The 21,374-nt window shown below is 35.2% G+C and carries 24 protein-coding genes; 18 read left to right on the top strand and 6 right to left on the bottom strand.

Annotated features, from left to right (window positions below; all coding sequences use genetic code 11):
• Window positions 1–137: 137 nt before the first annotated feature.
• From Gferi_RS02485 to Gferi_RS02470, 4 genes are all read left to right on the top strand, one after another.
• On the top strand, window positions 138–734 hold the full coding sequence (locus Gferi_RS02485) for a hypothetical protein (protein WP_069974136.1): 597 nt from the start codon (window positions 138–140) through the stop codon (window positions 732–734).
• A gap of 96 nt (window positions 735–830) precedes the next feature.
• Window positions 831–1,763 (top strand): hypothetical protein, encoded by a 933-nt coding sequence (locus Gferi_RS02480; protein WP_069974135.1) that lies wholly within the window; start codon window positions 831–833, stop codon window positions 1,761–1,763.
• 17 nt (window positions 1,764–1,780) lie between these two features.
• Complete coding sequence (locus tag Gferi_RS02475; RefSeq protein ID WP_069974134.1) at window positions 1,781–1,966, top strand: DUF4177 domain-containing protein; 186 nt, start codon at window positions 1,781–1,783, stop codon at window positions 1,964–1,966.
• 103 nt (window positions 1,967–2,069) lie between these two features.
• A complete protein-coding gene (locus Gferi_RS02470) occupies window positions 2,070–2,504 on the top strand; it encodes a hypothetical protein (RefSeq protein WP_069974133.1) in 435 nt (144 codons plus the stop codon).
• Between the two features lie 34 nt (window positions 2,505–2,538).
• On the opposite strand, the gene Gferi_RS27415 is transcribed toward Gferi_RS02470, so the two are convergent.
• Complete coding sequence (locus Gferi_RS27415) at window positions 2,539–2,715, bottom strand: small, acid-soluble spore protein, alpha/beta type (protein WP_169832955.1); 177 nt, start codon at window positions 2,713–2,715, stop codon at window positions 2,539–2,541.
• Window positions 2,716–2,865: 150 nt separating this feature from the next.
• Here Gferi_RS27415 and Gferi_RS02465 point away from each other — a divergent pair, with 150 nt between their 5' ends.
• Window positions 2,866–3,477, top strand: a complete 612-nt coding sequence (locus Gferi_RS02465) for a hypothetical protein (RefSeq protein ID WP_069974132.1) — start codon at window positions 2,866–2,868, stop codon at window positions 3,475–3,477.
• A gap of 28 nt (window positions 3,478–3,505) precedes the next feature.
• Here Gferi_RS02465 and Gferi_RS02460 read toward each other — a convergent pair whose 3' ends face one another.
• The gene (locus tag Gferi_RS02460; RefSeq protein WP_069974131.1) at window positions 3,506–4,147 is read right to left on the bottom strand and encodes a hypothetical protein; all 642 of its coding nucleotides are present in this window, start codon (window positions 4,145–4,147) and stop codon (window positions 3,506–3,508) included.
• 124 nt (window positions 4,148–4,271) lie between these two features.
• Here Gferi_RS02460 and Gferi_RS02455 point away from each other — a divergent pair, with 124 nt between their 5' ends.
• The 3 genes from Gferi_RS02455 to Gferi_RS02445 all read left to right on the top strand — a co-directional run bounded on the left by Gferi_RS02455 (window position 4,272) and on the right by Gferi_RS02445 (window position 8,496).
• Window positions 4,272–6,425 (top strand): Eco57I restriction-modification methylase domain-containing protein, encoded by a 2,154-nt coding sequence (locus Gferi_RS02455; RefSeq protein WP_069974130.1) that lies wholly within the window; start codon window positions 4,272–4,274, stop codon window positions 6,423–6,425.
• 24 nt (window positions 6,426–6,449) lie between these two features.
• Window positions 6,450–7,079, top strand: a complete 630-nt coding sequence (locus Gferi_RS02450; RefSeq protein ID WP_069974129.1) for a hypothetical protein — start codon at window positions 6,450–6,452, stop codon at window positions 7,077–7,079.
• A 133-nt stretch (window positions 7,080–7,212) separates the two neighbouring features.
• Complete coding sequence (locus Gferi_RS02445) at window positions 7,213–8,496, top strand: tetratricopeptide repeat protein (RefSeq protein ID WP_069974128.1); 1,284 nt, start codon at window positions 7,213–7,215, stop codon at window positions 8,494–8,496.
• 26 nt (window positions 8,497–8,522) lie between these two features.
• On the opposite strand, the gene Gferi_RS02440 is transcribed toward Gferi_RS02445, so the two are convergent.
• From Gferi_RS02440 to Gferi_RS02430, 3 genes are all read right to left on the bottom strand, one after another.
• Window positions 8,523–8,708, bottom strand: a complete 186-nt coding sequence (locus tag Gferi_RS02440; RefSeq protein WP_069974127.1) for a DUF1858 domain-containing protein — start codon at window positions 8,706–8,708, stop codon at window positions 8,523–8,525.
• A gap of 18 nt (window positions 8,709–8,726) precedes the next feature.
• Window positions 8,727–9,389 (bottom strand): hypothetical protein, encoded by a 663-nt coding sequence (locus Gferi_RS02435; RefSeq protein WP_069974126.1) that lies wholly within the window; start codon window positions 9,387–9,389, stop codon window positions 8,727–8,729.
• A 65-nt stretch (window positions 9,390–9,454) separates the two neighbouring features.
• Window positions 9,455–10,129 carry a nitrite/sulfite reductase domain-containing protein gene (locus tag Gferi_RS02430; RefSeq protein WP_069974125.1) on the bottom strand — a complete coding sequence of 225 codons (675 nt, stop codon included), beginning with the start codon at window positions 10,127–10,129 and terminating at the stop codon, window positions 9,455–9,457.
• Between the two features lie 165 nt (window positions 10,130–10,294).
• On the opposite strand from Gferi_RS02430, the gene Gferi_RS02425 reads away from it, so the two are divergent.
• The 7 genes from Gferi_RS02425 (at window position 10,295) to holA (ending at window position 17,897) form a co-directional block, all read left to right on the top strand.
• Window positions 10,295–10,981, top strand: a complete 687-nt coding sequence (locus Gferi_RS02425) for a Crp/Fnr family transcriptional regulator (RefSeq protein ID WP_069974124.1) — start codon at window positions 10,295–10,297, stop codon at window positions 10,979–10,981.
• A gap of 154 nt (window positions 10,982–11,135) precedes the next feature.
• Window positions 11,136–11,675 (top strand): ECF transporter S component, encoded by a 540-nt coding sequence (locus Gferi_RS02420; RefSeq protein WP_069974123.1) that lies wholly within the window; start codon window positions 11,136–11,138, stop codon window positions 11,673–11,675.
• Between the two features lie 259 nt (window positions 11,676–11,934).
• Entirely contained in the window at window positions 11,935–12,675 is a 741-nt protein-coding gene (locus Gferi_RS02415) for an MBL fold metallo-hydrolase (RefSeq protein WP_069974122.1), read from the top strand.
• A 105-nt stretch (window positions 12,676–12,780) separates the two neighbouring features.
• Entirely contained in the window at window positions 12,781–13,089 is a 309-nt protein-coding gene (locus tag Gferi_RS02410) for a hypothetical protein (RefSeq protein ID WP_069974121.1), read from the top strand.
• A 99-nt stretch (window positions 13,090–13,188) separates the two neighbouring features.
• Window positions 13,189–14,301 (top strand): YibE/F family protein, encoded by a 1,113-nt coding sequence (locus tag Gferi_RS02405; RefSeq protein WP_069974120.1) that lies wholly within the window; start codon window positions 13,189–13,191, stop codon window positions 14,299–14,301.
• Window positions 14,302–14,439: 138 nt separating this feature from the next.
• The gene (locus Gferi_RS02400; protein WP_069974119.1) at window positions 14,440–16,788 is read left to right on the top strand and encodes a DNA internalization-related competence protein ComEC/Rec2; all 2,349 of its coding nucleotides are present in this window, start codon (window positions 14,440–14,442) and stop codon (window positions 16,786–16,788) included.
• 74 nt (window positions 16,789–16,862) lie between these two features.
• Window positions 16,863–17,897, top strand: a complete 1,035-nt coding sequence (holA, locus tag Gferi_RS02395; RefSeq protein WP_069974118.1) for a DNA polymerase III subunit delta — start codon at window positions 16,863–16,865, stop codon at window positions 17,895–17,897.
• 87 nt (window positions 17,898–17,984) lie between these two features.
• Here the strand turns inward: holA and rpsT are convergent, their stop codons facing one another.
• Window positions 17,985–18,260, bottom strand: coding sequence for a 30S ribosomal protein S20 (gene rpsT, locus Gferi_RS02390; protein WP_069974117.1), 276 nt, complete (start codon window positions 18,258–18,260; stop codon window positions 17,985–17,987).
• 197 nt (window positions 18,261–18,457) lie between these two features.
• On the opposite strand from rpsT, the gene gpr reads away from it, so the two are divergent.
• The 3 genes from gpr (at window position 18,458) to Gferi_RS02375 (ending at window position 21,282) form a co-directional block, all read left to right on the top strand.
• Window positions 18,458–19,432 carry a GPR endopeptidase gene (gene gpr, locus Gferi_RS02385; RefSeq protein ID WP_069974116.1) on the top strand — a complete coding sequence of 325 codons (975 nt, stop codon included), beginning with the start codon at window positions 18,458–18,460 and terminating at the stop codon, window positions 19,430–19,432.
• Window positions 19,433–19,525: 93 nt separating this feature from the next.
• On the top strand, window positions 19,526–20,800 hold the full coding sequence (gene spoIIP, locus Gferi_RS02380) for a stage II sporulation protein P (protein WP_069974115.1): 1,275 nt from the start codon (window positions 19,526–19,528) through the stop codon (window positions 20,798–20,800).
• A 149-nt stretch (window positions 20,801–20,949) separates the two neighbouring features.
• Window positions 20,950–21,282, top strand: coding sequence for a hypothetical protein (locus tag Gferi_RS02375; RefSeq protein WP_069974114.1), 333 nt, complete (start codon window positions 20,950–20,952; stop codon window positions 21,280–21,282).
• Window positions 21,283–21,374 lie beyond the last annotated feature (92 nt).

Genomic DNA, 21,374 nt, shown 5'->3' with positions numbered 1-21,374 from the left:
TACATTATACACTATAAATTTGCATAATTAAAAGCAGTTTTCGAGAAAATTGTAATTTCTATTAATAAACACAATATAGACAGGCTGAATAATATATAGTAAGTTGTAGGCCTAGTTTACGATAGGGAGGAAAGCGCATGAGGGGTATAAAGTTAATTGATGAGATGCTGCAAGTTTTTATCCAGGCCTTTTTCATAAAGTATAAATATGAGTATAGGGGCTTAATGAAAAAATTCCGCATAGATAGTCGATTAAATCTGGAGCTAGATGAGGAAAAATGGTGTGAGCATTTTCTATTTAAAGCTTGCCTAAATCGATGTGCTCAGATTATAATCATGCGGATTTTAGAGGATAGAGGACTGATCTATAGTAAAATGAATAGAAGGGGGATAGAGAAATGGGTGCAATTGGTACAGAATTTATCAGATAGGTTCCAGATACTTTTGGAAATTGGGCAGCGGGATTTGCAGGAGGATGAGAATAAAGTTATCAGTAGTATTTTCCGTAAAAGTGATTATGATATATTTACAATTGATGATGAACTGGCAAATATAGTTGTACAGCATTCTGCAGATATAGACTTGTCAGATACTAAAAGAGAAGATTTAATCGGACTGCTGCGTAAAATTTATTCTCTTGAACAGCGGGAAGAATGGAAATTAGAGGAGTTTTACAAGGAGGCACCTGCACTAAAGTATTTATTGAGTTTAGAAAAGAAGGAGTTCACATTTTAGAATCGAATAAAGGATGAAGAAAGTTTCTATTGGTCATAATTCTTATAGGATATGAAGAACAAGTTTTGTTGCGAAAGAAGAAAAGGAGAGAATAGAATGAATTTTGATCGTTTTGCTGCAAGTATAGAAGAGGATGTTCTTGTTTTTGCTCTGCAATCCAATTTTCATGAAGAGATTGAAAGGGCAAAAAACAAATTTTATGAAATCATTGGGGAACTGGATGCTAGCCACGAAATAATTGTAGATTTTAATTCATGGCTTATCTATGATTACAAGGACAAGAATAAAGCATCCTTCATTGAACGATATCATAAAAATACAATGGAAAAATTTACTGAAGAAGAAAACAATTTTATCAATCAGATAAAATACGCTTATTTAAGCCTGTACGAAATCCGTGATCGAACTGGAGATCAATATCAATTAAGAGACATATTTACGAAAAAGGAATTACAGCTGACTGCGGCACAATTAGAGGATCTTCGGGATGGGGAGCTCATTTTGTCTAGAATTGTTAAAGCCGATGAAGGCTATTGGGCGGTAGGGAACAGAAGCTATATTCCTGTTATGTTTCGTAATTCAATTGAGAGAAATATGATCAATCGATATGAAGAATTTATAAAGGCAAATAGCTATGGAACCTGGGAAGTGTTCTTGAAGACCCATAGTCTTTACTTATATAAATATGTAAGCATCATTCAAGATGTATTAGTACATGAAGGGGAAAATGAAGAGGATTATAGTGTTTGGCAAAGCATTTACCTAATTAAAGACGGCAGAAATATAAAACAAATTTTATCTGAAAAGAAACAGATTAACTTGGATTATGAGGAAAATGGTACTTTATTCTTTCGGATCATGACAGGAGAAGGAATTCTTGCAGAAATGGTAATTAAAAATAATCGGATGGAACTGGAATGTAATTCTTTACAGGATCGAAAGGAGGCAAAAAAGCTGGTTGAATCTCTTTTGGAAGATCGAATTACTCACTATAAAGATGAAAAAATTAACCTTGACGATATCCTGTAAAAAGGGAGGGACTAAAGATGAAAACTTGGGAATATAAAATTATTAATCTAAGGGCGAAGGGTGTTACCAATCTCGTATTAAGTAAAGAAGATGAAGATGAACTGAATAAGCTGGGAAAAGAGGGATGGGAGTTAGTTTCTACGGCACCCACTGTGAATGGAAGGACCATTTGTTGTATGCTCAAAAGAGAAACAACAGAGTAGCATTATTACCCCTGAGCCTATTGATTTGACATTCTTTCTTTAACGATGTAAAATATATAATAATTATTGTTTATGGCGATTAAAAGGGGGAGCTAAGAGGTATATGCAAAGTGCAATATCGGATCTGGCAGACTCGTGTGAGAAGGCTTTATGTGTGGAACTGAACCTGTCGCAAGAGCACACCCGTGACGATTTAAAATTTCTGAGAGAATTGAGAAAATTTCTGAAGAGATACAATAAGTCGACGAATCAGATAGACCATTTAATTAAAAAAATTGAAGAAGATATGGGTGTCGAAAAAGCAATTCAAGTTTATGATATTGACGAATATAAGATTAAAAAGAATATTGAAAAACATCCTTATTTTAAGAATCCTTGCAACTATCCGATTCGATTGGTTACGATTATGAAATATTTGAAGAAAAAGGGAATCAACATTCATTATACAGATTTAGATTTGATTGTAGACAAACTAATACAGGAAATTGACGGCGTTAAAAAAATTGGAGACGGCATGTATTTAAAGAAGAATCCATAAAAAGAATAACCTTTTGGTTATTCTTTTTATTTCTTTATGAACGCCCAAGATGGGTGTATGCATCTTCAACTTTATTGCGTGTGTTTGTCTTTAGACTTGAAGAAGATAACTGGTTATATACAAAGTTATCAATGCCAAGTTCCGATGCGATTTCTTCTTTAAAAAGATCTAGAGCCTGCCTTGCGTTAGGATTTGTAATGCTGTTTTTCATCTTCATACCACCTTTTGAATGAATTTATTAGTATTTTTCCTTGCGGGATTTTGAATTATACCTTTTTAACAGATGCTAAATTAAAGGGAAATTATCACTTTTATAGAATTAAGAATAGAGAGAAAAGGCGAAGCAAAGGGGAAAAAGGCAATGAGTATGAATAAAGAAAAAGAAATAATAAGTTCAATAATAGGTAAAAAGAAATCTATTGGAAGAATAGCGCTTGGTGTTTTTGTTGTGGTCTTTTTTTTGAGCAGCATACTATATTTGCCTAGTGTATCAAAACTTCATTCGGTGAGTCCTATACAATTCATTATCAATATGCATTCAAAATATGAAATCTTTACATATTTAAAAGACGTACAAGCAATAGAGGACGATTTCTATGAAATTGTTAATAATGAAAAACTGCTTTATACAAATGGGAAAGCAGATGAAAAAAGTTTTATATTATTTTATGAGGAGGCGATACCTGTCCTGGAGCAACTAATGATAGCTTTAGCAAAGATAGATACAAATCCTACGGTTATAGAAAATTATCAGCTTTTTTCTGAAGAAATAAAGAGTATACGGGATATGATGGTTGAGAAAAAATTTGCAATGGAGTACCAAGACAGTATTAGCTATGAAAAGGCAATGAAATATACAGAGAGATATACTTTGGCTTCCCGTATGCGAAGAGAAAATTTGAAAAGTTTATTTGATCGATATAAGATTCTGTATATTGATTTAGGAGATAAAATAAAATACAAGGTCAAATAGCCTGTTACAGGAGGCTCTAAAAAATAACTTATGTTTTTTTATTTATGATAGAGGGTAGATCTATAGAAGGATGACTATATTTCTCCTTATTGGGAACTTTTATTTCTTTAAAGGAGCGATAGATTTTTGAGATAAATCCATTTTTTGTATCAAATAAAAAATTTGTTATATTTTTGTGGTCTTTTAGGCTCTGAATAAGTACAGTTTCATTAAGAAACAAATGAAAATTACGGTCAAAAGTAATCCCTATTTTGTATAATTGCGGCTTATGAAGCAGTACGATGGAATAGACTGTTTTTGCATGTTGTGTACCAAAACGATGGTCAAAGTCTTGTAAGGAAGCAATTGCAGAATTATATTTTTTAATAAGACTTTTAATAACAGTAAGAATATCTTCGTGTTCTTCATTTTTAAATGTTTCGATTGTTTCTTCCAAATCTCTTTCTGCTTGGTAGTAGGCATGATACTGTTCTTTTAGCGCTCTTAACTGCTCATAGAAACTGGAAGTGCTGAGAAATGTGTTGTCTGAGGACTGAAAATTTTTATTACTGATCTTGGAAATCTTATTAACGGGTTTTACGCCATCAATTTTTCCAACCTCTGTATTTCTGTCTACATACATGGTATAAACTCTCGTCCGATTAGCGGAGGATATTTTTTTGATTGTCATATCTTCACATCCTTTTAGAATCTATATTATTAGATGTATCGGCAAAAATATAAGACTTTTGTACTAGAATTGAAAATTATATGAGAGTATTATAACGGGGAAATATATACGTTAGGAGAAAATTATGAATTCAATAGATCAACAGATAGAAATTCTTTATAAATATATGAAGCACATGAAATGTGTGGGAAATACACCAGAGGACAGTTTCGTGGATCTATGCAGGATGGTGTATTCCTATCGTTATGAAAATCTATCAGAGAAAGAAACATACCGGCTGTCATGGAATGAAAATATGCTATTAGGTATAAAGACCTCTTTTGATATGAGAATCTTTAGTCGTATTTATGATCAATTTATAAATATGGGTTTACGAGAACAAACGGGTAGTTTTTATACACCGGAGTATATTATTGAATACATGGTGGAGGAAGCTATAACAAAGTATTTAGTAAGAACTACAGACGTAACAGAAAGCAAACTGTTATTTTTTTTAAAAGAAGAACAGTTTGGCCACTTATCTATTTATGATCTGTTAGAATTACAGGAAACTTTAAAAAAATTGAAAATAATTGATATTGCATGTGGGACAGGACTGTTTCTAATAGTGGCTTTAGAGAAAGTTTTTAGTTTTAGAAAGAAAATCAATTTATGTCTTGGTATAGAGACTGAGGATTTTTTGCTTAAAAAGGAAATTGTAGAAGAAAATATTTTTGGTATGGATATACAGCAGCATCCGCTTGAGATTGCAAGGTATGTTCTTTTATCTATGATACTTGATGAAAAAAAATCTGATCTGCAAGAAACGATACAGTTGAATTTGAGAAAAGCAAACAGTCTTTTAGAGGAAGAGCTTTTTCAGAAAGAATGGCCCCGATCCTTTGACATTGTAATCGGTAATCCTCCTTACCTGGGCGAAAAAGGAAACCGAAATGTCTTTCTTGAAATTCGGGATACTACTTTTGGAAGAAAATATTATGAAGGTAAGATGGATTATTTCTACTTTTTTATTTATAGAGCCTTAGAACTATTAGAAGATCAGGGAATATTAAGCTATATTACTACAAACTATTTTGTCACAGCAGATGGAGCGAGTAAGCTCAGAAATTATTTAAAAGAGCATACCACCTTTTTGCAAATCGTAAATTTCAATCATACGACGATTTTTCAGGATGCTAAGGGCCAGCATAATATGATCTTTTTATTATCCAAAGGAAAAGAAGAGAAAGGGTTTATTGTTATGAAGTGTTTTAAAAATCCGCATCTTTCAGAGGACCACATAAAGGAAAAGCTTTATCAAAAATACGGAGATGATAAAAATATTGATGTTTTTGATTTAGATGTATCACAGCTGTTTACCAGTAAAAATCATATTGTAATCCAAGGAAACAGAGAAGAACAATGCCTGCTGGAAAAATTGGAGAATTGCTGCGACCTGTTTCTAGAAGAGATTTGCCATGTAAATCAGGGAATTGTAACTGGTGCCGATAAGGTTACAAAAAATATGCTGGATAATAAGTTTTCACAGGAGAGTATCAATCGGTATGACATACAGGAGAATGAAGGAATATTTGTATTAAAAGAGGAAGAGGTTTTGTCCTTAGGTTTAGAAACATCGCCATTTATAAAACCTATGTTTAAAAACAGTGATATTTCAAATTACAGCGCTAAGAATACTACAAATAAATATATTTTATATGTAAATGATCTTTATATGCTTCATAGGACGGAAGAAGAATATGAAAAAGTTATCTGCCATTTATCCAGATATAAGGAAGTACTAATCCAACGAAGGGAAGTACTCAAGGGCTTACGAAGCTGGTATGCAATCCAATGGCCTCGGCAACCGGAGATCTTTGAAAAAGCAAAGATTGTTGTGCCTCATCGGGCGAAAGACAATAAATTTGCATTTACAGAGGTTCCTTGGTATGCAAGTGCAGATGTATATTATATAACTTCCAAGGAAAAATATATAAACTTCAAGAGTTTACTCGCGCAGCTTAATTCAAATCTGATGTATTTTTGGCTATATCATCGAGGCAAAAGAAAAGGTGTAGACTTAGAACTATATGCAAATCCTTTGAACAGATTACCTATTCGTACGAAAATGACAGATAAAATTCAGAATGAACTAGAGAAAAGAATTGATCGTATATTAAAAACAAATTGTACAGAAGACCGAAAAGCGATTGATCTTTGTTTATATAAGGCATATGGGCTAAAGCCAAATGAAATTCAGTGGATTGAGACGCTATGCAAGGAGAATAGAAAAGTGTAGAAAATATTTTCGGAGGTGGAAGGTATGCGGTTCTATGTTTTGGCTAAATGCATAGACACAGAGAACGGAAATATTGCCATTGATTTTGAGCAAAATCAAATAAAAAAAATAGATCTTCAAGAGAATTTAGAAGAGGACCAAACTTATGTTTATGCGAACGGAGAACTGATCAAACTAAAAAATATCGACTGGAGTATCCGCGATACATACTTATTAGCCTTCCAACGAATACGAAAAATTAATATGATGGATTATCGGTTTGTAAAATTGACAAAGCAGGATAAAATAGGTTTAGATGAAAATTTTTTTATATTCAAGGAAGGCAATTTACTAGGGAGATTAGTGAATCAAAATGAGATAGATGTAGTAAGCAGCCAAGGATTGGAAAAAGCACAGAAGTTTCTTAATAAGTTTTCGGAAGATGGAATGTCTGCACTTGTTAAGGGTAAAAAAATCTATAGAATTTTTACCGCAGCCAAGCTAAAATCTATTTTGGCAGAGAATGATAAACAAATCAGTATACAACAGTATCTGACTGCAGATGATCAGAAAGGGGAAAAGGAGATTATGAGAGATCTTCAAGAGCATATTGTACAAGCCCATGCACGATTGGAAACTGCAATGAAAATTATAAAAGAAAAAGCGTCGAAATAATAATACGGGTTATTCAAAGAAAAATGCATCACGAAATTTTTCTGATAGAATATTATATACTGAAATAACGAAGTAAAGGAAATGAAGTGACTATTTTTCCGTATAGTCCCTTAATAGAAAGGAGGGCTATATCATGAAGACAGTAAATATTTTCTTTCCAACAGTACAATTAAGGGATGATTGGTTAAAGAGCTTATTTGGATACAAAGCCCCTATCCAAATAAAAGAAATTATAAAACAGTTACCAGCAGGAATTCAATGCATTGGTTTAAAAGGAAGCTGGAATAGTATTCCTGGCTTCTGGGTGAAAGTTCAGTTTAAAGATGACCCTATAGGGAAAAAACAATTAAAAAGAATGGAAGCAGTAACTCCATCCTATTGGATTGATAAGAATGTTTATTTTCCAAAGGAAGCCCTTGCTGCTAAAGAAATGGAGTGTTTATGGAGACAGAAATATGATTTGGAAAAGGAAACGATTCAATCAGAGGCTTGGAAACTTTTTTTAAAGGAAATAAAGCAGCATTGCAGTCAGGAAAGAATGGAAATTGCGGGTATTGGATTAATGTATATATATAGACATAATCCCTATTTTTTAAAAAAATACAAGCGTTTTTATTTATTTGAAGACTTTGCGTATTTTTATGAAGCCAAAGGAGAGCTGCATAAGAGCATAAAGTATCTACGGGCTCAAGCAAGCCTGCAGCCTGAATCTGCAGAAGCATATCTGAATATGAGTAGTTTTTTGATTCTAAATGGCTTAAGCCATGAAGCAATTGATGTTTGCCACAAAGGGATGCAAATTAATGAAGATGACGAATATCTTAATAATAATCTTTTGATTGCATACCTGAATGAAGGGTATTATGAAGCTGCACTAGAGCATCTTAAAAAGAAAGTAAGAAGAGATCCTGAGAATTCGACGAATTGGAAATTCATTGGAGATGTTTTTTCAGAGATGGGAAGAGATTTAGAAGCAATAAAATATTATCATAAGGCACTTCAAATTCGTTCAGCGGATTTGCATAATGTAGAGCAGGATATCTATTATGGTCTTGCAATTTGCAATCAGCAGCTTAGAAGATTTAAAGAGGCAATCAAATACTATCATAAGATGCTTCGATATAATAGCACAGATCCCAAAGTGTTGCTAAATCTGTCAAAAATATACGGAGATGATTTAAAAAAATACGATAAAGCGCAGTTTTATGCAGAAAAAATTGTTGAACTATTTCCTCAAAATGGTTATGGACATCACAATTTAGGATTGGTCTATTTATATACGGGAAGATTAGACAGCGCTAAATGGCATCTATATCAGGCCCGCCGTCTTATTCCAGACTATCAGCCGGTCTATGAAGCTATTCAGAAATTAAAAAAGATCAAGAGAAATAAAATTACAGCAAGAACAAGTCAATGATTTCTCATTGACTTGTTTTTTTAGAACTACTGATTTAACGCTTCTAGAAGTTTTTCTAAATCAATTCCGTGTATTTCAGCTGCTTGTCCGATAGACTCCATCTGTGAAGATGGGCAGCCTAAGCATCCCATGCCAAAACCCATTAAAATTTGTGCAGCCCTAGGATTTAGTTTTAAAGCCTCGCTGATTAATGTTTCCCTTGTTATTTTCATAATGATTCCCTCCCGAATTTATTTAAACTGAATTTCATGAACAAAGACTGGATTCCCATTTGAGGTTTCTGTTTTCACTGTATACAGGTAATGCTCGTTGGCATTTTCTACAAAGGAAGCAATCCATGCAGAGCGTAGCTGATAGAAAGTGTCGGGATTTGCTCCAACAGTTTCCCAGTATCCCCGATGGAGGCAATGTATGTTCTTCCACTGCAGAAGATCTGGTTCGGCTATGGTGATGTTGTTGACATTATCACAAGGCATTCCGTCTAACAAGTAGTTGTTTAACGCCTTATAAATCGCAGGTGCGCTATCAACTTGCACATTATTGCATGCATCAAGCCCGGATTCCTTACCTTGTTTTTTATATTCTTCCAATGCAATTTCCAATGCCTTATTACCATATTGTTGGAATATACCTGTCAAAATAGCTGCTTGCCTTGTTTCAGCAGTAGTTATTTTACTTTGCAGCCAACCGTGAATATTACCTGTATCAATCATTTGATCCAAAGGTTTATTCTCCATAGGGGATCCATACTTTGTTTCTGCTTTTTCCTTTATTTTTAAAATTTCACCGCCGAATATCTCTTCATAACGAGATAATAAATTTTTTTCTAAGTCTTCATGCAGCTTAATTTTTTTAAAAAGCCAATGATGGATGGGTCCTAAAAAAGCACTCATTTATACTCCTCCTTTTAAAATTAGTGTACTCCTTTTGATTGTACGATACAGTGATGTGAATCACATTATTTAGATTTTTTAAAGATCTCCATAACATCCTTCTGAAACTTAGTAAAGCTGATGCGATCGATAAAATCTCCCATTTTTTCACCAACAGAGGCGTGATGATTATAGTATTCCAAAATAATCTTTACCAATACAAATGCATCATCTTCTGTAAGGCCAACCGTAACAATATCAGACAGTCTTTGATGAAAACCAGCGCTCCCTCCAACAGTTACCATATAACCATCTACATCTGCTATGACGCCAATGTCTTTTGAATAAACACTGGTGCAGGCATTACGGCATCCGGCGACTCCTACTTTTGTACGATTTGGCGCAGCGGCACCGTATAAGGTTTTTTCCAGTTTCATACCCAACCGTAGAGAATTTTGTTTTGCTCTTTTGCAAAAGGATGCCGGGCACATTTCTACATTTTTTACAGAATAAGGTGACAATACCGCAGGTTCCATGCCCAATTCCTCCCATACTTTATCTACATCCTCCGGCTGTAGACCTAGTATGGCAACCCGTTGACCTGATGTGATTTTTAAAGTACCATTGTATTTTGCAGCTACCTCCGCAATTTTTATTAACTGATCAGGTTTAATAAAACCCCCTGGTATTCTTGGTGTTACACCATAAGTTTTCTTGCCGTCTCTAACTTTTTGCAGGGTCGCATATTTAGGTGCGTCCATCTATATCTCCTCCTTTTTGAGGTTGTTTTCTGTTGCTAATTCAATTATAATAGGCAATAATGGTAACACATACTATATATATCACAATTTCTTGTGATTTGTATCACCTTTGTGATTACTAGACACGATGAAGTAAATTTATCCTAACCGGAAATGAGGGGTCTTATGAATAAAAATATAGAACTAATCAAGCATATACCGATATTTTCACAGTTGGATCAAGTATCATTAGAAAAAATTTCATCGATTACGATAGAAAAAAAGTATAGAAAAGGGACGATTATCTTCATGGAAGGAGATAAAGGCGAGGCGTTACATTTCATAAAATCAGGTAAAATAAAAATATCAAAGGCATCCAGTGATGGAAGAGAGTTGATTTTGAATATTTATGGAACTGGAGATGTTTTTGCAGAAGTAACGCTCTTCAACAATGTTATGTACCCTGCAACCGCTGAAGTAATGGAGGATGCAGTAATTGGCATCATTATGAATGTAGATTTAGAAGAATTAGTGAGGCAAAATGCAGATTTAGCCCTACAGATTATTAAAATATTAAATAAAAGGCTATATATGTCACAGATGAAGTTGAAGCAAATGGCTTTAAGTGATACCTATGTAAGAACAGCACAAATACTTATTAAGCTGGCTGACGATCATGGTGTTGAGAAAAACGGAGCGATTGATTTGAAATTAGACTTATCAAGACAGGAATTAGCCAATATGATTGGAACTGCACGAGAAACTGTCAGTAGGGCCTTGAGCCAATTTAAAAAGGAAGGTTCCATCGATATCAGCGGAAAAAAAATTATCATAAAAAATATGGATAAATTAAAAGCGTGGCTTCAATCTTAATCGTTAGAGAAAATAAACCCCGCCGACAATTGTACTGGTACAATTGTCGGCGGGATTTATTTGAAATGTGCTATTTACAGTAGAATGCAATGATGATATAATAAAATTATAGCAATGCATAACGATACAATTTTAAGGAAGGTGTGATACAATCATGAAATTTGGTATCAAAAAATTGATAATGACAGGATTGGTAGCTTCTCTTGTAATGGTAGGAACAATGCTGATCCAGGTGCCTACCCCTACAGGCGGATTTATTCATATAGGAGATAGTATGGTTTATCTTAGCGGTATATTATTAGGTCCTGTCGCTGGTAGTTTAGCAGCGGCGATGGGCTCTATGCTGGCAGACTTATTTTCCGGGTATGGAATCTATGCACCGGCAACTTTTGTAATTAAAGGGTTGGACGCACTGGTAGTAGGATATATTTATCATAAGCTTGTAACCCAGGATTCAGCTGTGATGAAAAAAATGACAGTTTTCGGCGTGGCAGTGTTTTTAGGCGGTTTGATCATGGTTTTTGGATATCTTGCTTATGAAAGTATATTACGTGGCTTTGCGGCAGCTTTTACAGGCGTGCCTGGGAATATTACCCAGGCGGTAGGCGGCGGTGTATTAGCTGCACCGCTAGTACTTGCACTGGAACGCATGAAGGTATTTGAAAGCTTAAAGAGTACGATTCATAAGGCATAGACTCTCATTTTGAGAGTCTCAGACTGTTGAAAATCCCTTATCTTCTTCGTTGCTGCAAAAATCCAGCATCCTTACGTATTACTGTATACGCTGCGGTCGCTAGATTTTCTTGCGCCTCGAATCTAAGGAATTTTGAACAGCCTGGATATTGTTGACTTTTTCAACAACCTCAGACTCTCATTTTGAGAGTCTATTATTTTTTATATTGCGAAAACTATTTATGATGATAAAATGAAGAAAAAGGGAAGGTGAGCTGAATATGAAATTAACCGTTCTAGGGAACTGGGGACCTTATCCAACGGCAGGGGGTGCTTGCTCTGGATATTTGTTTGAAGGGGAAGGTGCAAAGATACTGATCGATTGCGGCAATGGCACTTTAAGCAGATTACAGCAAGTATTGACTTCTTTAGAAGAATTAGATCTAATCATACTTAGTCATTTACATAGTGACCATATATCCGATGCGATGGTGTTAAGATATGCAATAGGAATCAATAAAATGAAAGGGCTCTTTCATAAAACTATACCTTTATATGCACCTGCAACACCTCAGGGAGATTTTGAAAAGCTTCAATTTGAAAATGCATTTTTGATACAAGCGATTGAAGAAAATTTAGTTGTTCATGAGCAGGGATTGAAGATTAGTTTTAAGAAAATGGATCATCCTGTAGAAACTTATGCTATTGGGATTGAGAATAAAGAAAAGAAATTTGTGTTTTCTGCAGATACAAGATATTGTTCCCAACTTATTGATTTTTCAAAAAATGCAGATTTACTGTTATGCGAGGCTGGTGTGCTGGAACGGGACAAAACAGCTACAACACCGCATTTATCAGCAATGGAAGCTGGACAGGTCGCAACACAAGGGCATGTCAAGAAACTATTGCTTACTCATTTTTGGCCGGGATATAATTTACAGGAAATATTGGATGAAGCTGGAAGTGCATACGATGGACAGTTGATATTATCAGAAGAAATGAAAAGCTATCCAATAGGATAGTGTATCATGTTATATAATGGCAGGCGGCGTTTAGTAAGCTTTCAATCTTTCTAGGATATACTAAGGATAGATGAAATATAGGAAGAGTTGAAAGGAAGTGTGCTTATGATTGACATTGTTAGTGAACGACGGGTTAAACTTGCAGATAAATACAAGTTATATATTGAAGTACCGGAAAAAGAATATCTTATTGCATATGAAGACAATGTTAGTGTAGAAAATGCAAAAGATATTCTTTGGCAATATCTCGACTATTATCAAGATGATGCAAGGGTTGAAAATGTAGAGGTCAATTATGATAGAAATAATCATAGTATAAATATTGAAGCAGATTTAATTTATACAGGAAATGATCATACTTCTGTACGTTATCGTGCCAACTATTTAAGAGACGAAAAAGAGTTAATGGAATAAGAATATACAAATGAGAAAGATCTTTTATTATAAGAGATCTTTCTTTTATTTTATTCTCCTATGGACCCGTGTTATAATGGACAGGGGGAGGAGAAGCAAATGAAAAAATTATTGTTGTGCGTATTTGTTTTTTTGATGGCAGCGTTTTCCATTAGTTTGGCAGAACCGGTGGATAGCTATACGGAAACAGCTATCGTTATTGGAGTCGACGATATTGAAGATTCATCCGATGAAATGTCAGGAGTTGAACAGATTCAAACGGTACAGTTGAAAATTACCAGCGGTAAGTATAAAAATGAAGTTTTTGAGGTTCATAACAATCTCTCAGGAAGCTTTGTCTATGATATTCCAGTAAAGGTTGGAGATAAGATCGTTGTGGTGGTTGACGAGTTGGAAAACGGTGATATAGACGTATTTGTCGCTGATTATATGAGACAGGATTATATTCTTTATTTATATCTCATCTTTGTAATTCTGCTCCTATTGATCGGAAGGATTAAAGGTTTAAAATCAGTGATCAGTCTTACTGTCACCATTTTTGCAGTACTTAAGATTTTGCTTCCGCTGATTTTATCTGGTGTAAATCCTGTACCTGTAACTGTTTTTGTTTCCATTGGAATAACTGTTATTACGCTATTTATCATTGCGGGAGTAAATAGCAAAAGTATTGCGGCGATTATTGGAACCACTACAGGCGTCATTGTGGCAGGATTACTGGCTTACTATATCGGAAGTAAAATTAAACTTACAGGTTTAAGCAGTGAAGAAGCAACAATGTTGCTGTATATTCCGCAGGAAGTAAATTTTGATTTTAAAGGACTTCTTTTTTCAGGAATTATCATGGGTGCATTAGGAGCTGTTATGGATATTGGTATGTCTATTGCTTCTGCTATGGATGAGATCTACCGGGCAAATCCTAAACTTCATAGGAAAGAGTTGTTCATGGCGGGAATGAATGTAGGCAGAGATGTTATGGGTACTATGACCAATACGCTAATTCTCGCTTATACGGGTAGTTCTATTCCGCTGCTTCTAATTTTTATGGCTTACGAAACTTCATTGGTTAAGATATTAAATCTGGATATTATTGCAACTGAGGTGGTGCGTGCATTATCAGGAAGTACCGGATTAATCCTTACAATTCCAATTACTGCAGCGGTTTCAAGTGTTTTATTAATAAGAGAAGCTGCGAAAAAAGAAAAAAAGCAATGATTGGTTAAAAAGAGATGTATTTCTTTCAAAGAAGTACATCTCTTTTGCATTATTTATCAAAAAACAATTGTATAAAAAAGGAAATTAAAGAAAATTTGTAGAAATATCTAGTGAAAATTTGTGAAAGAGGAACTCCTTATGAAAAGACCAATGGTTTGGATAGCATGTCTATATATTGGAGGTATTGCTTTACAGTATCAGTTTTATAATGGTTTTCAAATCATTATTTTCTCTATGGCTCTTACTTTCACTTTTGGCCTATTCGCAGGAGAATTGAACAGATATGGTGTTTTTGGGCTACTACTGATTATTGCTTTGTTAGGGAGTCTAAATTTTAAAAATCATTATGAATATGAAGGACAGCTTAGGCATTTTGTAAATCAGGAGATTACTATTATCGGGGATATATGGAATCAACAGGCCGGTACCTCAATTCAGTATACAGTGCTGTCGCAGGAAATTCATACTGTGGAGAAAAAAACAGTTGTAAAAGAGAAACTATTGATACATGTTTCTAAAGGGGAAGAAGCAGAGCTTCCCCGATTAGGTGACCGGGTGGTTCTAACAGGAACTTTACGTATACCAGAGAGACGGCGGAATCCTGGAATGTTTGATTATCACCTATATCTTAAAGCAAAGGATACCCATACGGTAATGTATTTAAAGCCTTGGCAGATTGGAACTATAGGGGAGGGGCAGATTCCGCTTTTTTTAAAGTACATCGGTAAAATAAAAGTCTCTATATCAGAGAAAATACGACAGATTTTCCCTGAGGAAGAGGGAAATATGCTATTGGCAGTTTTAATGGGAGAAAAAAATTTGTTAGAAGAGAAGCAGCAAAAGATTTATAGAAATACAGGCATTGCCCATATCTTTGCAGTTTCTGGTCTGCATGTAGGTATTATATTTATTTTTTTAAATAAATTTTTAGGAAAGCTTAGAAACTCAACTAGAACAATATTCATCTTGTGTTGTCTATGGTGCTATGCTGCGGTTACGGGGTTTTCTCCCTCCGTAATGCGTGCTGCTGCACTGATCTCCATACTCATCTGTGCGCCCTTTTTAAATAGGAAGTATGATTCCCTGTCGGCCATTGGTACTGCAGCAGTGCTGTTTTTAGCATTCAATCCAACGCTGCTGATGCATGTAGGATTTCAGCTTTCTTTTGCGGCGGCTCTATCCATTGCGCTATTGTATTCGCCGATTTATAAACAACTGGGAAGAGTGCCAGACATGCCTAGGCAGCTTTTATCGGCTTCTGCTGCTGCGCAATTAGGGACTATGCCTCTCCTTGCCTACCACTTTAACCTACTTTCTCCTATTGCCTTGCTTTTGAATATTCCTGTAATATTTATTATAGGATATCTAGTACCTTTAGGATTTTTGACCGTAGTAATATCTTTTATTTACATGACAGCAGCAAAGCTCATAGGAAAAATTATACTTTTGTTGATTTACGGGGTGAATTGTTTATCCCAATGGGCCTACCAGTTCCCTTATTCATATTTTCATGTGGTTTCTCCAAGTATGTTCTTTATGCTCATCTATTATTTAATTCTATATATATCCGTATCAAAAAACAGTTACTTTCTCAAAAAAAATAAATCCATTCGGCAACGGGCTGTTTTCTTTATTATTAGCATTTATTTCGGAATAATCTTAATACTGAATATCATTCCCAAGAATCAAGAAATCATTTTTGTAGATGTTGGGCAAGGGGATTGCACATTGATTCGAACGGCTGAAGGAAAGAATATTTTGATCGATGGAGGGGGAAGTTTTAGAAAGGATCTTGAGGAGGAAGAAGAGAAAGATAAATTTTTAATAGAATTCTTGTTGAAAAATCACATCAGCAGGATACATATGATAATACTATCCCATCCCCATGGAGATCACATGGGAGGCTTATTCGAAGTTGTGAGGAAGATGCCTGTAGAGGCATTGATTGTAAGCAAAGATACACTGCAGAGAAGCGAATGGACACCACTGCAGCAAGACTGCCAGGAGAATCGTGTCAAGGTAGTTTATGCTGAAAAGGGAGATCTGATGAGGATTGACGAAAAAACAGTATTTTCTGTTCTCAGTCCTGGAAAAGAACTGCTCCGTGGCAGCCGGGACGATGCAAATAATAACTCTCTTGTAGTTTTGCTAGAACATGACGGAAAGAGAATTCTTTTTACAGGGGACATCGAAGAGGCGATGGAACAGCTTCTTTTACAAGAATATTCCTCTATTCCGGTTGATGTATTAAAGGTACCCCACCATGGCAGCAGATTTTCCACCACTGAGGATTTTTTAGATCGATTCCCTCCGAGGATTGCTGTAATTCAGGTAGGAAGAAACAATTTCGGGCATCCACACCCGCAAGTTTTAGACAGGCTTAATCATAGAAACATTGATATCTATAGAAACGATCAGCAGGGTGCCATACGCATGACGATTAAAAATGGCGATTTGCAGATCCATCCCATGCTGGATTTTCGTTAGCGCTTTTCAAACTGTAAATGAAAAAGAGTGGATTTATGGTAAAATAAGAGGGATAGGAGATTGGAGGAGCAAAAATGAATTATAAAGACGTACTAATGGATTTGAAGAATAAGCAATTATCAAGCCTATATTTATTCTGGGGAACAGAGCATTATTTAATGGAAAATACTGTTGCCGCTATTCGGGAGCAGATGATTAATCTCTCATTTCAAGATTTAAACTATCAAGTGTTGGATGGCAGGGAGATTAAAGCGGATGAAATTATAAATGCCTGTGAGACTTTGCCTTTCATGGACGAAATCAGGGTAGTGCTGGTAAAGGAGTTTGAATGCTTTTCGACAAAGAAAAAGAATATTACGGATGAGGAAGAGGAAAGGTTAATTCGTTATCTTTCAAATATCCCTTCTACTACTTTATTAATATTTTCTGTAAGTGAGGGAATTGATAAAAGAAGAAAAATTGTAAAAGAAATAGGAAAGTCCGGGAAGGTAGTGGAATTTGGAAGATTAACGGGAAAGGATGCTCACAAATGGGTGATAAAAGCTTTTAATAAACATAAAAAGAAAATTGGAGAAGGAGAAATTGATGCATTATTAGATATCATTGGCTATTCTGATAGAAATTCAACAAAGACCCTAAAGGATCTGGAAAACGAAATCATCAAGCTGGTCAATTATGTGGGGGAAAGAAATGCAGTTACAAAGCAGGATATTGAACTGCTCGCACCAAGAACTCTGGAAAATGATATTTTTCGATTAGTTGAGGCCATAGGAGATAAAAATGGAGATGAGGCACTACAGATATTAAACGACATGCTCGTTGAAGGAGAGCCGGAAATAAGAATTCTGCATATGATTACCAGGCAGTTTCGATTCCTTTATCAGATCAAGCTGATGGAAGTTCAGGGCTATACATCTACAGCTATCGCGCCAAAGTTGGGAATTCAACCCTTTATTGTAAAGAAATATTTAAAGCAAGCTGTTAATTTTGATACGGCTGCGCTTCGAAAAGCAATGAATCAATGTCTTCAAACCGATGGAAGTATAAAAAAAGGAACAATGAATCAGCGTTTAGCAATCGAATTGTTAATTAGCCAGTTTACTTGCTAGGAAAAAGCATACCAAAAAAGCGGAAAAGCGTACCTTGTACGCTTTTTATATTTATGGGGAATTCATGACGGTTGTTAAATAAAAATACTATACTGCTTGATTTGTAGCATTGTGAAGCATTTTTGCCAATCTTGCAACTTTTCTAGAAGCAGCGTTTTTGTGGAAAGTTCCTTTTGCAGCAGCTTGGAAGATTTTCTTCTCAGCGTAACGGAACTTGTCGTTTGCTTCTGCGAAATTACCAGCAGCGATTGCTTCTTCAAATCTCTTGATCGCAGTTTTTACGATAGATTTGATTTTTCTGTTTCTTACAGTCTTTACTTGAATTACTTTAATTCTTTTCTTTGCGGACTTAATATTTGCCAACCAATTCACCCCCTTATATCCTGTTCGACAAAAGATATTTTATCATGTCTCGTATAAAAAAGCAAGGAAAAAAGTACTACTTCTTTTATTCCCTTTAATTTTTGAATTTATACATAGACAAAGAAATAGTTCTGAGTATGTTTTTCTTTATTATAACAAAAAATAGAAATAATATGGAGAAAAAAGGAGGATTTTAAATGTTTCAAATTCGTACCGATTTAGCTCTAGAGGCCAGAGAAATGTATAGAGAAACTACCCAACAAGAGATTCCTGGTGTAGAAGTAGAACAAAAGGAAGAGGATTTTGCATTGGTGACACGAGTGAAGGTTTTAGATCAACAGGGAAGCCAGATCATGGGAAAAGCAGAAGGAAGTTATATTACCATAGAAGCTTCTGGTTTAAAAAAGGCGGATGCTGATTTAAAGGACAGTGTCAGCCAGCTTTTAGCAAAAGAGCTGGTTCATTTGCTGCCGAAAAAAAATAACTTAAGAACTTTGATTGTAGGTCTGGGGAATTGGGATATAACACCAGACGCTTTAGGACCTCAAGTGGTATCAAAGGTTCTTGTCACGAGACAATATTTTGAAACCTATAATAAAAGCGAAGATGCAACCATGACTTCAGTCAGTGCCATTTCTCCAGGAGTTATGGGAACTACAGGCATCGAGACGGGAGAAATCATTCGCGGAATCGTTGAAAAAACAAAACCGGATTTAGTGATCGCTATCGATGCATTAGCATCTAGAAGAATGGAGCGGGTTCATACGACGATCCAGATTTCCACTACGGGAATCAATCCAGGATCAGGTATAGGGAACAAGCGTAAGGGGTTAAATCAGGAGGCATTAGGAGTTCCGGTACTGGCTATAGGAGTACCTACGGTTGTAGATGCGGCAACTTTAGCCAATGACACCATTGGATTAGTAGTAGAGAACCTATCGAGTCAGGCTACAAAGGGTTCTGATTTTTATAAAATGCTGAAAGGTATGTCCGATGAAGATAAATACAGCCTTATCCGTGAAGTATTAGATCCCTATGGTGCCAATGTAATTGTGACAACGAAGGATATTGATATGATTATCAAAGATGTCTCTCATATTATTGCCAATGGCATTAATATCGCCTTGCACCCAGGGATCGAGCTTAAGGATGTAAATCGATATTTACAATAATAGCAGCGGAATCTTTTATCATAGTTAACATGTACCTCTCATATAATTTTATAGTATAGTTTTACGACAGCAAAAAGAAGAGAGGTGCATGTTTTGTTTAATATTAAAGTAATATCATTAAGAAAGTATTACAAATGTATACCACTTTTTATAACTCTGTTAATGTGCGTATATGCATTAAAGATACTGGTTTTGGATAATATGGATTATACAGTACAGGCCGACAGGCTACAAATTCCTTCTATGGTGGTACAAGCAGAAGAGCGTATAGATCTTCAGGAAAATATATTTGTATGGGCATTGAACAAAACAATACCCATGATGGAAGTTAATTATAAGCAGCACAATAACAGTTCCTATACGCAAGTTATTAAAATCGCCATAAGCCGTTTGCTGAATTTTGATTATCAGGATCCCAAAACGCTATTTAGGGCAGAATTATCTATATTAAGTGAATTGGATGACATGGCATTGCATGTCAACGATCCGAATCAAAATGAAGATATGGATACCCGTGAAATCCATTTTGTTGATGATATAGAAAATAATATTGATGACAATCTGCAGCATGCATTAGAAAATCCGCCTGTAGAACAGGGTGTTCCTACTCTTTCTGGAGATGTAACCAGAGAGGGAATGACAGCTCCTATAGAAGCTGCCGTAGGACAACAGACAGAAACAATACAGGTGGTTAGTTCTCCTATACAGGCACCTAGTAAAGTGAAGCTGGATTTGAAAAAACCTGTAATCTTTATCTACCACACCCATGGCACCGAATCCTATAGACCAGAGACTGTTGGAAATTATCATTCTTTAAATAGAAAATACACGGTAATTAATGTAGGTGAAAAACTTAAGGAGCATCTAAATAATAAAGGATACCAGGTAATCCATGATGAAACCATCCACGATCACCCTTCTTTCCAAGGATCCTATGTTAGATCTTTGGAAACCCTCAATACGAATTTAAAAAAGAATGATTCTTTAAAAATCATATTTGACATTCATCGGGATGGAATTGATAAAATAGAAACATTGCCAAATTACAATGCACTTAAAGAAGATAGTGTGGTGACCATTAACGGAGAGAGGGTGGCAAAATTTTTGTTTGTAGTTGGCGGGCAGAATGAAAATTACGACAAATTATTAAAATTGGCAGAATATATCCGTATTCGAAGTGACGAAATGTATCCAGGGCTAGCAAAAAAGACGATCGTAAAGGATTATGCTAAGTTTAATCAATATAAATCTGACATTAGCTTATTAATTGAAATTGGAAGCAATGCCAACCATATTGATGAGGCTATAAGAACGACAAAGTACTTAGCTGAAATAATAGACAGTGTCATTAAAGATATTAAGGAATAAAAATGATTTTATTCAAGCAGTATCTGAAAAGGTTGCTGGCGGCAGGATGTAAGTACACCGGTTTACCGGAAAGCTGATTCTGCAGCACCTACCTTCCTTATACGTATAAACTTTTTTTAGGTTGTCAAAAATACGTATAGGTGATGCGGATGAGTAGAGTGGAACGGAAAGAGAAGGAAAAAAAGGAAAAGAAGCACCCAATATACCGATATATTTTAATTGCCACTATATTTTTGATTATTTTTAGTGGAATTATAATCGTTGATGAGGCTGTTAGATCTATGTTGATGACAGAAGAACCAAAAGCCTTCGGCTATAAGAAAATTGATGCAACGATTCATCAAATCTATTTTTGCGGACAGAAAATTTATATTGATGAGATCGAAGTACGGGGACAATACCTTCAGTGGAAGGCGGATGTACAAGACTTATGGAAGCAATTAAAAGATTTAACAGGACGTTTGATTGTTGATCATCTATAGAAGCCGAGCGATTCGCTCGGCTTGTTCCAATTATGCCATACACGCTATATACTATAAAAGTGAATTGTGATATAATGTTTTAGATTACGACA

This window comes from Geosporobacter ferrireducens, assembly GCF_001750685.1.
Taxonomy (GTDB): Bacteria; Bacillota; Clostridia; order Peptostreptococcales; family Thermotaleaceae; genus Geosporobacter; species Geosporobacter ferrireducens.
The sequence above is the reverse complement of the archived record's forward strand: the minus strand, read 5'-3'. Positions and strand labels throughout refer to the sequence as shown.

Excerpts from the sequence above, each read along its gene's own strand:
- Gferi_RS02485 (WP_069974136.1), top strand. The coding sequence starts at position 138 with ATGAGGGGTATAAAGTTAATTGATGAGATGCTGCAAGTTTTTATCCAG.
- Gferi_RS02480 (WP_069974135.1), top strand. The coding sequence starts at position 831 with ATGAATTTTGATCGTTTTGCTGCAAGTATAGAAGAGGATGTTCTTGTT.
- Gferi_RS02475 (WP_069974134.1), top strand. The coding sequence starts at position 1,781 with ATGAAAACTTGGGAATATAAAATTATTAATCTAAGGGCGAAGGGTGTT.
- Gferi_RS02470 (WP_069974133.1), top strand. The coding sequence starts at position 2,070 with ATGCAAAGTGCAATATCGGATCTGGCAGACTCGTGTGAGAAGGCTTTA.
- Gferi_RS27415 (WP_169832955.1), bottom strand. The coding sequence starts at position 2,715 with ATGAAAAACAGCATTACAAATCCTAACGCAAGGCAGGCTCTAGATCTT.
- Gferi_RS02465 (WP_069974132.1), top strand. The coding sequence starts at position 2,866 with ATGAGTATGAATAAAGAAAAAGAAATAATAAGTTCAATAATAGGTAAA.
- Gferi_RS02460 (WP_069974131.1), bottom strand. The coding sequence starts at position 4,147 with ATGACAATCAAAAAAATATCCTCCGCTAATCGGACGAGAGTTTATACC.
- Gferi_RS02455 (WP_069974130.1), top strand. The coding sequence starts at position 4,272 with ATGAATTCAATAGATCAACAGATAGAAATTCTTTATAAATATATGAAG.
- Gferi_RS02450 (WP_069974129.1), top strand. The coding sequence starts at position 6,450 with ATGCGGTTCTATGTTTTGGCTAAATGCATAGACACAGAGAACGGAAAT.
- Gferi_RS02445 (WP_069974128.1), top strand. The coding sequence starts at position 7,213 with ATGAAGACAGTAAATATTTTCTTTCCAACAGTACAATTAAGGGATGAT.
- Gferi_RS02440 (WP_069974127.1), bottom strand. The coding sequence starts at position 8,708 with ATGAAAATAACAAGGGAAACATTAATCAGCGAGGCTTTAAAACTAAAT.
- Gferi_RS02435 (WP_069974126.1), bottom strand. The coding sequence starts at position 9,389 with ATGAGTGCTTTTTTAGGACCCATCCATCATTGGCTTTTTAAAAAAATT.
- Gferi_RS02430 (WP_069974125.1), bottom strand. The coding sequence starts at position 10,129 with ATGGACGCACCTAAATATGCGACCCTGCAAAAAGTTAGAGACGGCAAG.
- Gferi_RS02425 (WP_069974124.1), top strand. The coding sequence starts at position 10,295 with ATGAATAAAAATATAGAACTAATCAAGCATATACCGATATTTTCACAG.
- Gferi_RS02420 (WP_069974123.1), top strand. The coding sequence starts at position 11,136 with ATGAAATTTGGTATCAAAAAATTGATAATGACAGGATTGGTAGCTTCT.
- Gferi_RS02415 (WP_069974122.1), top strand. The coding sequence starts at position 11,935 with ATGAAATTAACCGTTCTAGGGAACTGGGGACCTTATCCAACGGCAGGG.
- Gferi_RS02410 (WP_069974121.1), top strand. The coding sequence starts at position 12,781 with ATGATTGACATTGTTAGTGAACGACGGGTTAAACTTGCAGATAAATAC.
- Gferi_RS02405 (WP_069974120.1), top strand. The coding sequence starts at position 13,189 with ATGAAAAAATTATTGTTGTGCGTATTTGTTTTTTTGATGGCAGCGTTT.
- Gferi_RS02400 (WP_069974119.1), top strand. The coding sequence starts at position 14,440 with ATGAAAAGACCAATGGTTTGGATAGCATGTCTATATATTGGAGGTATT.
- holA (WP_069974118.1), top strand. The coding sequence starts at position 16,863 with ATGAATTATAAAGACGTACTAATGGATTTGAAGAATAAGCAATTATCA.
- gpr (WP_069974116.1), top strand. The coding sequence starts at position 18,458 with ATGTTTCAAATTCGTACCGATTTAGCTCTAGAGGCCAGAGAAATGTAT.
- Gferi_RS02375 (WP_069974114.1), top strand. The coding sequence starts at position 20,950 with ATGAGTAGAGTGGAACGGAAAGAGAAGGAAAAAAAGGAAAAGAAGCAC.